At 31.8% G+C, this 12,732-nt stretch carries 12 protein-coding genes; 6 read left to right on the top strand and 6 right to left on the bottom strand.

The features are described 5' to 3' along the window. Positions 1-25: 25 nt before the first annotated feature. The 6 genes from ACI3VO_RS13050 to ACI3VO_RS13025 all read right to left on the bottom strand — a co-directional run bounded on the left by ACI3VO_RS13050 (position 26) and on the right by ACI3VO_RS13025 (position 7,354). Positions 26-2,320, bottom strand: coding sequence for a hydratase (locus tag ACI3VO_RS13050; RefSeq protein ID WP_439758336.1), 2,295 nt, complete (start codon positions 2,318-2,320; stop codon positions 26-28). Between the two features lie 223 nt (positions 2,321-2,543). Then, complete coding sequence (locus ACI3VO_RS13045; RefSeq protein ID WP_439758335.1) at positions 2,544-3,416, bottom strand: LysR substrate-binding domain-containing protein; 873 nt, start codon at positions 3,414-3,416, stop codon at positions 2,544-2,546. 162 nt (positions 3,417-3,578) lie between these two features. Next, positions 3,579-3,917 (bottom strand): DUF5684 domain-containing protein, encoded by a 339-nt coding sequence (locus ACI3VO_RS13040; protein ID WP_439758334.1) that lies wholly within the window; start codon positions 3,915-3,917, stop codon positions 3,579-3,581. A gap of 148 nt (positions 3,918-4,065) precedes the next feature. Then, complete coding sequence (gene nrdG / locus ACI3VO_RS13035) at positions 4,066-4,566, bottom strand: anaerobic ribonucleoside-triphosphate reductase activating protein (RefSeq protein WP_439758333.1); 501 nt, start codon at positions 4,564-4,566, stop codon at positions 4,066-4,068. An 18-nt stretch (positions 4,567-4,584) separates the two neighbouring features. Continuing rightward, complete coding sequence (nrdD, locus tag ACI3VO_RS13030) at positions 4,585-6,714, bottom strand: anaerobic ribonucleoside-triphosphate reductase (protein WP_439758332.1); 2,130 nt, start codon at positions 6,712-6,714, stop codon at positions 4,585-4,587. 322 nt (positions 6,715-7,036) lie between these two features. Next, complete coding sequence (locus ACI3VO_RS13025; RefSeq protein ID WP_439758331.1) at positions 7,037-7,354, bottom strand: metal-sensing transcriptional repressor; 318 nt, start codon at positions 7,352-7,354, stop codon at positions 7,037-7,039. 162 nt (positions 7,355-7,516) lie between these two features. Here ACI3VO_RS13025 and ACI3VO_RS13020 point away from each other — a divergent pair, with 162 nt between their 5' ends. From ACI3VO_RS13020 to ACI3VO_RS12995, 6 genes are all read left to right on the top strand, one after another. Further along, complete coding sequence (locus tag ACI3VO_RS13020; protein ID WP_439758330.1) at positions 7,517-7,714, top strand: hypothetical protein; 198 nt, start codon at positions 7,517-7,519, stop codon at positions 7,712-7,714. Positions 7,715-7,801: 87 nt separating this feature from the next. Further along, positions 7,802-9,718, top strand: coding sequence for a heavy metal translocating P-type ATPase (locus ACI3VO_RS13015; RefSeq protein ID WP_439758329.1), 1,917 nt, complete (start codon positions 7,802-7,804; stop codon positions 9,716-9,718). Beyond that, complete coding sequence (locus ACI3VO_RS13010; protein WP_439758328.1) at positions 9,678-10,682, top strand: M20/M25/M40 family metallo-hydrolase; 1,005 nt, start codon at positions 9,678-9,680, stop codon at positions 10,680-10,682. Before ACI3VO_RS13015 ends, ACI3VO_RS13010 begins: the two co-directional genes overlap by 41 nt. A 70-nt stretch (positions 10,683-10,752) precedes the next feature. Beyond that, on the top strand, positions 10,753-11,529 hold the full coding sequence (locus tag ACI3VO_RS13005) for an HpcH/HpaI aldolase family protein (RefSeq protein WP_439758327.1): 777 nt from the start codon (positions 10,753-10,755) through the stop codon (positions 11,527-11,529). 183 nt (positions 11,530-11,712) lie between these two features. Beyond that, the gene (locus ACI3VO_RS13000; RefSeq protein ID WP_439758326.1) at positions 11,713-12,027 is read left to right on the top strand and encodes a PadR family transcriptional regulator; all 315 of its coding nucleotides are present in this window, start codon (positions 11,713-11,715) and stop codon (positions 12,025-12,027) included. Between the two features lie 37 nt (positions 12,028-12,064). Continuing rightward, positions 12,065-12,732 (top strand): DUF2812 domain-containing protein (locus tag ACI3VO_RS12995; protein WP_439758325.1); only part of this gene is annotated, 668 nt, incomplete at its 3' end.

Below are 12,732 nucleotides of genomic sequence, written 5' to 3'. Positions count from 1 at the left end.
TTTATATTGAATAGTAATCTAATATCTATTTGCTAGCTTTGCGATTTCTGTTGTAGTTGATTAAGCATCCAGCTTTAACTATTTCTTTTTCGTCGTCTGTCATATCAGCTATGTATAGGCTTAATTCTTTGATTTCATCTCCTATAACATAAGCTTTTATGTCCTTCATGTCTCCATCTAATGCTTTTCTTATATTTGGAACAAATATATAATCTCCAACCTCGAACTCAGCATCTGCTTCCATTTGGAATGGAACCATACCCCAGTTCATAACGTTTGAACGATAACGTTTAGTTGCGTATTCTTTACAGATGTTAGCAAGTCCACCCATAACTCTTTGGCAGCTAGCAGCTTGTTCACGAGCAGAACCATCACCTGGTTTCTTAGCGTAGATCATACTTCCTATTTCTATATCCTTAACGTTGTCTATACCGAATTTTTCAGTTATTTTAGCGTAAACATCAGCAAGCTTAGCATCTAAAGCTGTTGGATCTTGTCCTTCTAATCTAGCTTTTTCTACTTTGTCAACTGCTTTTGTATTTCCTACATATTCAGGGTCTCTTCTTGATAATGCGAATTCAGCTAATTTTAATGGGTTAGATCTGAATGCTGAAGTTTCTCCTGATGGTATTAATTCGTCTGTAGTTGTAACTTCATCTAGTATTTTAGAGCAAACCTTTAATAATATATTGTCTGCTAATGCACTCATTGCTGGCCAGTCTTTTATATTTGGTCCGTAAACTAAATCTAATTCATCGTCAGCTTTTTCAAATCCTTGATATACTCTGCTTCTATATGCAGAATCGTCGAATTTGTAGCCTGGTATATTAGCTTCATTTACTAAATCAGTTGCAGAAGTTAAGATACCTCCATTTGCTGCTGTAGCTGCTATACTTCTAGCATCCATTAAAGCAACTGATGACATTTGTCCGTTTCCTGGTTTAGAACCTTCTCTGTTAGGGAAGTTTCTAGTTGTATGTCTTATACTTAAACCGTTGTTAGCTGGAGTATCTCCTGCACCAAAGCATGGTCCACAGAATGCAGTTTTTATAGTTGCTCCAGATGCCATTAATGTAGATATAGCACCTTTTTCTAATAAATCCATAAACACTGGTTGAGATGATGGATATACTGCTAATGAGAATTCATCATTTCCACAGTTTTTACCTTTAAGTATTTCTGCTGCTTGCATTACACTTGTGTAAGTACCACCTGAGCATCCAGCGATTATACCTTGTTGAACTTGTAATTTTCCATCTACTATTTTATCAGTTAGACTGAATTCTATTTCTGGATTGTCTATTAATTTTTTAGCGTCTTCTTCTACTTTTGTTAGTATTTCTTCAAGATTAGCGTTTAATTCATCTATTTCATATACGTTGCTTGGATGGAATGGTAGAGCTATCATAGGTTTAATTTCACTTAAATCTACATAAACTAATCCATCATAGTAAGCAACTTCTTTTGGATTTAATTCTTTGTAATCTTCTACTCTATTGTGAGCAGCTAAGTATGCTTTTGTATCTTCGTCTGTTTTCCATACAGAAGTTAAGCATGTAGTTTCAGTAGTCATAACGTCTACACCATTTCTGTAATCTGTAGTCATTGATGCAACCCCTGGTCCTACGAATTCCATTACTTTATTTTTAACGTATCCATTTTTGAATACTTTTCCTATTATAGCAAGTGCTATATCTTGTGGTCCTACTCCTGGATGTGGTTTACCTTCTAAGTAAATAGCTACTACACCTGGATAAGCGATGTCGTAAGTATCTTCTAGTAATTGTTTAACTAGTTCTCCACCACCTTCACCTACTGCCATTGTTCCAAGAGCTCCGTATCTAGTGTGACTGTCTGATCCTAATATCATTTTTCCACAACCAGCCATCATTTCTCTCATATATTGATGTATAACTGATATATGAGCTGGAACATAGATTCCGCCGTATTTTTTAGCAGCTGATAAACCAAACATGTGGTCATCTTCGTTTATTGTTCCACCTACTGCACATAGTGAGTTGTGGCAGTTTGTAAGAACGTAAGGAATTGGGAATTTTTTCATTCCTGATGCTTTTGCTGTTTGGATTATACCAACATATGTTATATCATGAGATGCCATTGCATCGAATTTTATTTTTAACTTGTCCATATCAGAAGAAGTATTGTGTGCTTCTAATATAGAATAAGCTATTGTTCCTTTTTTAGCTTCTTCTTTGTTTGCTTTTTTGCCTGTTAGTTGTTCAACTTTTTCAGCTTCTGATTCTTTTACTATGGCGTCACCATTTACTAGATAGACACCTTCATCGTATAATTTAATCATTTCAAATCTCCCTTTCATATACTTTATATTATTAAAATATGTCTATATCTATTTTATTACTTTTCAATAAATTTTTCATGAAAACTTATACTTAAAATATACTCCTATATTAGATTAAAGTCTAATATAGTTTTTTTATATGTGTTATTCCCAAAAGGAATAACACAAAAAAATGTAAATCAAGTTATTACTTTTGTAATATCCAATTTACATTTTAATTTTATTAAATATCTATTTTTACATTATCTTCAACAAACTTGATAAAATCCTTAGCTATTATACTCAACTGCCTTTCTTTCGGATAAACAAGCCAAGTATTTCTAATTATATTATTTCCATCAGAATCTAATAATGGCATTGTATATAAATTGTATTCTTTCTCAAATCCCTCTGGTAGAAAGCAACACGCATAACCAAATCCTTTATCTACCAACTGCCATGCAAATTCTATATAGCCTGCAAACATACCCACGGGTGGATTTTCTCCATACGTATCATTCCACCATCTATCTAAAATCTCTTTGCTTTTATCATTTGTCTTGTAGTCAATACGCTGCATCTTCGGCAATTCTTTTAAATCAATCGGCTTTTTAGATACTATATACGCCTTATTCTGTTTGACTAAAATTTTATTTACTGGTCCTTCAAAATCACCACATATAAATCCGAGCTCAATGTGATTTTTTAGTATCATTTTAAATAAATTATTGCTTTGGTCATTCATAATATCAAAATTAATATTTTTATTTTTCTTTCTATATTCAAATAATACATCTGTCAATTCAAATTTACTATAAGTATAAGGCGAACCGACTTTTATCACACCTTGTAGTTGCTCCTTGTAAATAGCTAACCCCTCCTTTACGTCTTCCATAAAGTCCAAGTAATCCTTAGCCTTTTTTGCTAGGTACTCACCCTCTAAAGTAAATCTTATGCCCTTTGATGTTCGCTTTATTATTTTTACACCGAATTCCTTTTCGATATTTTTTACCCTTTTGCTAAGAGATGGTTGAGTTATATACAGCATATCAGCAACCTTAGTCATATTAGGTGTTTTATATAATTTATATAGTATTTCCCAATCTGAATCCTTCATAATTTACCACCTCCATTTATAATAACAAATTCTTTTATATTTATTTTATCAAAGCAAGTTGTAACATACAATATTATAGTTATCTACGTGAATACACATTAAAAAAGACGTAAATTCTAATAAAAATTTACGCCTAAGATTTCTTAATTATTTGCCAGCAAATTATGCTATTTTTTTATCTGGTCCCATGTATTGTGAATCACTAAATGCTAATAAAGGATAGAAAACTACTGCTAAAAATATTAATCCAATACAAAATCCTACTCCCTTTCCAAATACCTTTGCTAGCTTGTACATTGTCATAATAGCTACAACTATGTTTACTAAAGGAACAATAAATGCTAAAAATATCCATCCATTTCCCCAAGTAATTTTACAAAGGCAATATGTATTATAAATAGGTATTATAGCTTTCCAGCCTGCAAGACCAGCCTTTTCAAAAATTACCCACATAGAAGCAAACATTAATACAACTACTGCTAAATAAATTATTACACTCATTAAAATACCCTCCTCTTATTCTATTAAGTATTTTAATTATATAGAAAACATAGATATCAGTCAATATTTTACAAATATATATTTTCTATATATTAGAAAAAGACTAACTTATATTTACAAATGTATATCAGTCAGCCTTTTTTTACCTTTAATCTCTAAATAAAACTATTTTATTTTCATCTAAACTCTTTTTAACATCTATAACTCTCTGATTAGAAGAACCTCTCATCATAAGAGATAAATTTCTCTTATCTTGGACAAATGGTCCATCGACTAAAACATCTATATAATTTAACACATTTCTTTGCTTTTCGTTGAATTGTTCTACAACATATCCTGTCCACAGATATATCTTCTTCTCAGGAAATTTTTCTTTAAATATTTTACATACCTCGATTACTCCATCTACATTTTCAGGGCAAAGTGGCTCTCCACCTAATATAGATAAATCTCTGTGTACGTTATTTTTATTTATATTTTCAAGTATATATTCTAAATCTGAATCCTCGAACTCCTCACCTGCATCGAAGTCCCAAGTTTCTCCATTGAAACATCCCTTGCAGTGATGCGGACACCCTTGAGTCCAAAGAGACATCGTAACTCCTAGCCCATTTGCTATATCATTATCTTTTATTTTAGAAAATCTCATTAAAATCACTCCAATTTTTTATAAATGTAAAACTCTTTGGCTGATTTCTTGAGTACGTCCTTTACCCCACATGTTAGAGCCTATATATCCACAAGTTCTTCTCATAACTTGCATTTCGTTTTTATCCTTGTTTCCACAGTTTGGACAATACCATTCCATGTTATCGTCTAATTTGATTTCTCCTGTATATCCACATTTGAAGCAAACATCTGGTTTTGTGTTTATTTCTGCGTATTGGATATTGTGGTAGATGTAGTTTATTATTTGTTCTACTGCTGGTAAATTTTTACTCATATCAGGAACTTCTACATAGCTTATACATCCACCTAAGCTTATATCGTGGAATTGGCTTTCGAATTTTAATTTTTCGAAGGCATCTATTTCTTCAGCAACATGAACATGATAAGAATTTGTGTAGTACATTCTGTCAGTTACATTTTTTATTTCGCCGAATTTTTGTTTATCTAGTCTACAGAATCTAGAAGTTAAGCTTTCTCCTGGAGTTCCGTATAATCCAAATCCAAGTCCTGTTTCTGCTTTCCATTTATCGCAAGTGTCTTTTAAGTGATTCATTACTTCTAGAGCAAATTTTTCTCCCTCTGGAGTTGTGTGTGATACGCCAAGCATTGCTTGAGTCATTTCGTAAACACCTACATATCCTAGAGATAATGTTGAGTATCCGTCTTTTAATAATGGATCTATTTTTTCACCCTTTTTAAGTCTAGCGATACCGCCGTGTTGCCAGTGAATTGGTGATATATCAGAAGGTGTACCTAATAATAAATTATGTCTAACCATTAAAGCTTGTCTACATAATTCTAGTCTCTCATCTAGGATTTCCCAGAATTTATCCATGTCCTTGTTCGCTGTTAAAGCTACTTGAACTAAGTTAAGACTTACTACTCCTTGATTAAATCTTCCATACCATTTATAATTTCCATTTTCGTCCTTCCAGTTGCTTAAGTGAGATCTACATCCCATTGGTGGGAAAGTTTCCCCATCGTAATTTTTTCTCATGATTTTAGCACTTTGGTAATCTGGCACTAATCTCTTTGTATTGCATTTAGCTGCTAATCTAGTTATATAGTCGTATTTTCCGCCTTCTAGACAGTTGTGTTCATCTAGTAGATAGACAAGTTTTGGGAATTCTTCTCCTATTTCTTGTCCCTTATAGTTTTTCATACCTTCTAGTCTTTGGCGTATCATTTCTTCACAGATTAGAGCTTCTTCTCTTTCGTATTCTCCACCTTCTTCTATTTCAAGATATATTGTAGAGAATGGAGATTGACCGTTACTTGTGTGTAATGTAGATAATTGATATCTGATTGTTTGTATACCAGATTTTAATTCTTCTAACATTCTATCTTCAGCTAATTCGTGCGCCATTTCTTTGCTGTATTTTTCCATGTATTTATTTAAATATTTATTGTATGAAACTCTTAAAAATGGAGCTATGTGTTTTATTGTTATTGAGTTTCCACCGTATTGTCCACTTGCTATTTGAGCTATTATTTGAGTTGTAACTGTACATGCTGTAGCAAATGATTTTGGTGATTCAACTAATTTGTTGTTTATAACTGTTCCATTGTTTAGCATATCTTCTAGGTTGATTAGCATACAGTTGTGTATTGGTTGTATTGCATAATCCATATCGTGATAGTGTATTGCACCCTCATCATGAGCTTGAACAATATGCGCAGGTATTAATTTTCTTCTAGCTATATCCTTTGAAACTTCTCCTGCCACTAAATCTCTTTGTGTAGATGCTAAATGTCCATTTTTATTAGAATTTTCGTTTAAAACATCCTCGTTACTTTTGTCTAGTAACCCTAAGATACTATCATCTGTAGTATTTACCTCTCTTTTGAAGGATTGAACTGCTCTATATCCTTCATATGCTTTTGCAGTTAATTCTTGTTTGTGATCTATTAGTTCTTTATATACCAACTCTTCTACTTTATACACAGTTGGAGAAGATGATTCTTGTAAATACAGTTTTTCTATTTCATCAGCTATATCATTTGCTATTTCTTGTTCCATTATACCGCTACCATATTTCATGGCTTTTAATATAGCATTTCTTATTTTAGATTTATCAAATTCTACTTTACTTCCATCCCTCTTTATTATATTTAAATTCGCTGTCATCGTTATCTCCTTTTTATCTCTAGTTTTAATATAATTACTTAATTTTAAATTTATATATTATCAATACTAATAGCTATAACTTTATATAAGTATATCTGTATAATTTAAAAATTGAAGAATTGCTATTCCTTATGTATAATTTTTCAAAAGCACAATATATAGTATCGACTGATTTATTTTACACCATATATTGTGCCTAATCAAGATTGTTTAAATAAAATTAAATATATAGATTTTTCCAATAATTATACATACATTGTATTTACTGGGCTTTAAGCAATTCATAAATTATATTTTGAAATTCTATAGATTTTATATTACCTTATCTCACAAATTTATCTATTGCATCATTTAAATCCTTCAATAATTTTTGTTTTTCCTCTAGCTTATCATCTCCAACTACATCTACGACACATTTATTTATATGGTCCTCAAGTATTTTTTTACCTAAGTTATTTAATGCCGATTTAACTGCAGATATTTGTATCAAAATCTCTGTGCAATCTCTGTGCTCCTCCATCATAGTCTTCACAGAGTTTGCATGTCCAATTATTCTAGACATTCTATTTATTAATTTTTTATAATCTTCATCTGAATGTACGTGGTTTGTATGTACATGATCGTGGTTTCCGTTAGTCATGTGACTCCCTCCTACCTATTCTTAATTTTTTAAAGGCTTATAAATTAAATTATACCTCATAAATTCCTATTTAATCATTTTAGATAATTAATTGACATATTTTTATTATGAATCTATAATATAATTAATAACCCCCCCAGGGGGATAAAGGAGGTAATTGATATGCATGAAGGGCATCATGGAATATTAGATGATATAGAAGATATGGATGATTTATTTGGAATAAGTGAGGAACACGACCACGATCATTGTCACGGTCATCATCACCACCATCACGATCATGACCATAATCATGATCATTCAGACGATAATCATAATAAGAAAAAGAAATTCGGTTTATTTAAGAAAAAAGAAGACTAATAAGTAATTTAACAACCATATATACCTGAGGGAATTTTCTTTCTCTCAGGTTTTAAATTATAAATTTATAAGAAAGGAGTATAAAATATGAATCGATTTATCACAAAAAATAAAATATACATTCTTCCAATGACTTTACTACTATTAAATATACTTGCTATTTTATTTCATTTTTTTATAAAAATTTCTCTTCCATTTCCATTTGAAATAATACCTCTAATAATAGGAGGATTTGTAGTAATAAGATCAACCTTGCTTGCGACTATTAAAAAGAGAAAGGTTACAGCTGGACTTTTAGTTGTTTTAGCTCTAATTGGAACTACATATGTGGGCGAATATTTATCTGGCTCAATAGTTTCATTTATGATGATTTTTGGAGAGTTTCTAGAGGATTTAACTATGAAAAAAACACAAAACGCAGTTCGCTCTCTTATAAAGCTAGTCCCTCATAAATGTAGAAAAAAAATTGGCGATAAATTCGAGCTAGTATCTATTCGAGAAGTCAGACCTGGGGATATAATCCAAGTTATCGCCGGCGAAAAAATTCCAGTCGATGGAATTATCAACAACGGTCAAGCCACAATAAACGAAGCTGCAATAACAGGAGAATCTATGCCTGTGGATAAAAGCGTTCATGACAAGGTATTTGTAGGTACTTTAAACGAAAACGGCGTAATCGAAATACTTACAGAAAAAATCGGAAATGAAACTATCCTTGGTCAAATTATAAAAACTGTAAAAAACGCTCAAGAAAACAAAGGTAATGTACAAAAAACTGCCGATAGATTTGCAGAATTCTTCCTTCCGACTATACTTTTCATATGCTTTTTAACTGCTATACTTACAAAGGATATAATGCGCGTGATGTCTATTTTAGTAATAGCTTGCCCATGTGCATTAGTTTTGGCGACTCCAACTGCTGTAATTGCCAGCGTCGGAAACGCAGCTAAAAAAGGCGTTCTAATAAAAGGCGGTGTTGTAATCGAGGAATTCGCAAAAGTCACAACTATATGCTTCGATAAAACTGGAACTATTACTAAAGGTACACCTGAGGTTGTGGATATGTTCATATGCGATCCATCTAAAAAAGAACAATTTTTAGAAGCACTAGCGATAGTGGAAAAAAATTCAGGTCATCCTATTGGAAAGTCTATCGTAAAATACCTTGTCGATAAGGAAAACATGGATATGAATAATATTCCAAATGGGGAATTCAACATGCTGTTTGGTCGAGGAGTAAAAGTAAAATTAGATGAAAAAATTTACGAGGTATCAAATAGAAGAGCTCTAGAAGAATTAAATTTTGAAGACTCTGATTCTGAAAAAATATATGAATTCTTAGATCACGAAGAAAAGCTTGGAAGAACAGCTCTAGTTGTACTTTCAAATAAAAATATACTAGGTTGCTTATCTGTAGCAGATACAGTAAGACCTTATATAAAGGATGCTATCAACGAATTAAAAACTCTAGGAATAGAAGACTTTGTAATGCTTACTGGCGATAATGAATATACAGCAAGCGCAATATGTGAAGAAGTCGGTATAGAACATTTTAAATCAAACCTTCTTCCACAAGAAAAGCTAGACTATATAAAGAAATTACAATCAGAAGGAAAACACGTAGCTATGATAGGCGATGGAATAAACGATGCCCCTGCACTTACACTTGCAAACGTAGGAATAGCGATGGGTATGGCAGGAACAGATATAGCATCAGATGCATCTGATATCACTCTGATGTCAGACAGAATAGATTTTCTATGCGAGACTCTAGCTCTTAGCCAAAGAACTTATTCTATCATAAAACAAAATATATGGGTCTTTGCGGTCCTTGTAAATATAGTTGGAATACTTTTATCTGGATTAGGCTTCTTAAACCCTATAGCAGCCGCTATAATCCACAATGCATCTTCAATTTTCGTAGTATTAAATTCCTCTAGAATGCTAGGATATAAGTACAAAAATGATAGAACAAGTAGTAAATTATCTATCCAATCTAATTAATATAAATACTACTATCGATTCCAACAACGAAACTGAAGGTGTGCTTTATATAAAAAAAGTATTCGACGAAATCGGCATCGAAAACAAAATTTACGAGCCCGTTCCCAACAAAGGAAATCTATATGCAGTCATCAGAGGAGAAAGCCAACAGTCTATTTTACTTCACAGCCACATAGATACAGCTAATTACAGCGAGGAAAATTGGCTCTTTCCTCCCGATAAAGCTACGATTGTCAATAACTGTGTTGTCGGTAGGGGCGCACTAGACTGCAAGGGCTTAACTGCTATTTGGATGGCAATTATGAAAAATATTTATTTACGTGAGAAAAAACCTAAAAATACTATCATATTTCTATGCACCTGCGAGGAGGAAAGTGGTGGACAATACGGAACAAAATGGATTATAGATAACACTAATATTCTAGACAATGTAAAATTAGTTTTAGGAGAAGGCGGTGGCTACCCTATTCAATTAGACAATAATATTTATTTCACAATTCAAACAGGAGAAATTTACATGAATTCCGAAGAGATAAATAATACAAATTATACACCAGATAAAATCGATGAAATTTTTAATAAAGCTATCAAAATGGGATATTACAATCAAAACACACTAGAATTTTACAACAAACGTCATTTACAAACAAAAAGAACAATTCCAGATAGATACTTTTATGAAAATGTAGATATTCTATTAAATAAAAGCCACACTTTTAACCACGAACTTATTTTCAACCTAATTCAAAAAGAACTTGCAGACTGTAAATTACTTCCTGTTATAACACCAGGATACAGCGATAATCGATTATTTAGACAAAAAGGAGTTCCTACATTAGGCTTTTTCCCTCTAGATATAAAAAACAATATCTCCGGCATACACGGAATCAACGAATACATTAGCTTTAAATCACTAAAATTCTCATATGATATTTTAACAAAAATAATCTGCCATATATTGTAAATAATCAAGTTTTTTCAACCTCTATTGTATTATAATTTAATTAACAAATATAATACTATGGAGGTTTTTTATGGCGAATTTATTAAGAGAAAAAATAAATAAAAACGAGAAAGTCTTAGGTACTTTCTTTGAACTAGGCTCAATGAGTGTAGTTGAATGCTTAGGTCAAACAGGACTTGATTTTATAATTATAGATAACGAACACGGACCTTTCGAGCCAGAAAGCTCAATGGATTACATGAGAGCTTGTGACAGTGTAGGTCTAGTTCCTCTAGTTAGAGTCCGCGAAGTATCAAGACCAGCAATTCTTAAGCCTTTAGACATAGGTGCAAAGGGACTTATCGTTCCTTGTATAGAAACAGTTGAACAAGCTAAAAAAGTCGTTGAGTACGGCAAATTTAGCCCTATAGGCAAAAGAGGCTTCTGCCCTTCTCGTAAAGATTACTGGGGATATTCTCATCCACAAGGACAACCAATAGAAGTTGGCATGCAAAAAGAAAACGAAGATACCCTAATCATACTACAATGCGAAACAGTTGGTTGCTTAGAAAACATAGAAACAATCGTATCTATGGATGGTGTAGATGGTATATTTATAGGACCTTTTGATCTATCAATTTCTATGGGAATTCCAGGTCAATTTGATAATCCAGAATTTTTAAAAGCTGTAGAAAGAATTTTAGCAGCTTGCAAAAAATACAATAAGATTTCTTCTGTATTTACTGGAAGATTTGATGATATCGATAAATACTACAAACAAGGCTTTGATATAGTTACTTATTCATTAGACGCTAATATTTTAGTAGATGGATTTAAAAATATAGTTGATAAAGCTAAAGAAGAATAATCAAATCAACATAAAATACGAAAGCTTTTTGGGGATGTAATCATCCCCTCTTAAACTTTTTGAACTAGTAACAATTCTGTAATTATATTTTTGATCTAATATAATTGACAATATCGAGTATCGATATTACACTTTAATTATAAATATCGATACTCGATATTATATTTTAAAAAGGAGGACACTATGGCTAGAAAACAGTTTCAAACTCTGTCTGAACCTATGTATTACGTACTTCTAGCGCTTACTGAAGAATGCTGTGGAGTCGACATCATGAAAAAGGTTGAAACTATTTCAAACGGAAGAATTCGAGTAGGACCTGGGACACTATATACCCTACTTAGAAAATTTCAGCAAGCAGGATTAATCAGAGAAACATCCGTGGAAGGCAGAAAAATAAGCTACATTATAACCGACGATGGTATAAACACATTAAAAGAAGAATACAACCGACTCCTAGTTATGGTCAACGATGGCAAGAATTTTTTAGACAGAAATTGATAAAAACTATTAATTCCATATGAAAAGGAGGTACCTTATGAAAGTAGGAAAAGATAAATTAATAAAATTTATTCGCTTCAATGAAAATGATTGTACTTCATTAGAGCTTTATTTAGAAAAAATGGCTGAAAAAGGGTGGATGCTTGACTCTATATCCCCTATTATGCGTTTTTTCCAATTTAAAAAATGTGAACCCCAAAAAGTCAAATTCTGTATAGATATACTTGAAGAGTGCTCTGAATCTACTGATTTATCATCATTTAATATGCCTAACTACATAGAGATTTGTGAAAGTACAGGTTGGAAACATATAATAAATATAGATAATACTACTGATTACCATTATTCATCTAGCTATCAAATATTTGTTTCCGATGATGTAAATACACCACCTATACAAACTGATGATACATTAAAATTAGAACCCGTATCAAAGGCAATTAAACAAAGATTTCTCACTAGTATAATTACTCTAGTTTTTATAAACTATATAGTATTTAAAGATTTTGTCGACTTAGAAAATCTTAATTGGATATATTTATTCGGTGTATTATTCTCTGCCCAATGTATAATTTCTGCAATAGAAAATTTTATATGGTTATATAGAGCTAAGAAAAGCTTAAATAAAAACGAACCTATTAGATATCCAAGTTTAAAATCATTAAAAATAAGATCTTTATTTATAATTTCATTAGACTTGATACT

This window comes from Intestinibacter sp. (genome assembly GCF_051866655.1).
Classification (GTDB): Bacteria; Bacillota; Clostridia; order Peptostreptococcales; family Peptostreptococcaceae; genus Intestinibacter.
This window is presented reverse-complemented; position numbering and strand designations above follow the sequence as displayed.

Excerpts from the sequence above, each read along its gene's own strand:
- ACI3VO_RS13005 (WP_439758327.1), top strand. The coding sequence starts at position 10,753 with ATGGCGAATTTATTAAGAGAAAAAATAAATAAAAACGAGAAAGTCTTA.
- ACI3VO_RS13015 (WP_439758329.1), top strand. The coding sequence starts at position 7,802 with ATGAATCGATTTATCACAAAAAATAAAATATACATTCTTCCAATGACT.
- nrdG (WP_439758333.1), bottom strand. The coding sequence starts at position 4,566 with ATGAGATTTTCTAAAATAAAAGATAATGATATAGCAAATGGGCTAGGA.
- ACI3VO_RS13045 (WP_439758335.1), bottom strand. The coding sequence starts at position 3,416 with ATGAAGGATTCAGATTGGGAAATACTATATAAATTATATAAAACACCT.
- ACI3VO_RS13040 (WP_439758334.1), bottom strand. The coding sequence starts at position 3,917 with ATGAGTGTAATAATTTATTTAGCAGTAGTTGTATTAATGTTTGCTTCT.
- ACI3VO_RS13020 (WP_439758330.1), top strand. The coding sequence starts at position 7,517 with ATGCATGAAGGGCATCATGGAATATTAGATGATATAGAAGATATGGAT.
- ACI3VO_RS13050 (WP_439758336.1), bottom strand. The coding sequence starts at position 2,320 with ATGATTAAATTATACGATGAAGGTGTCTATCTAGTAAATGGTGACGCC.
- ACI3VO_RS13000 (WP_439758326.1), top strand. The coding sequence starts at position 11,713 with ATGGCTAGAAAACAGTTTCAAACTCTGTCTGAACCTATGTATTACGTA.
- ACI3VO_RS13025 (WP_439758331.1), bottom strand. The coding sequence starts at position 7,354 with ATGACTAACGGAAACCACGATCATGTACATACAAACCACGTACATTCA.
- nrdD (WP_439758332.1), bottom strand. The coding sequence starts at position 6,714 with ATGACAGCGAATTTAAATATAATAAAGAGGGATGGAAGTAAAGTAGAA.
- ACI3VO_RS13010 (WP_439758328.1), top strand. The coding sequence starts at position 9,678 with ATGATAGAACAAGTAGTAAATTATCTATCCAATCTAATTAATATAAAT.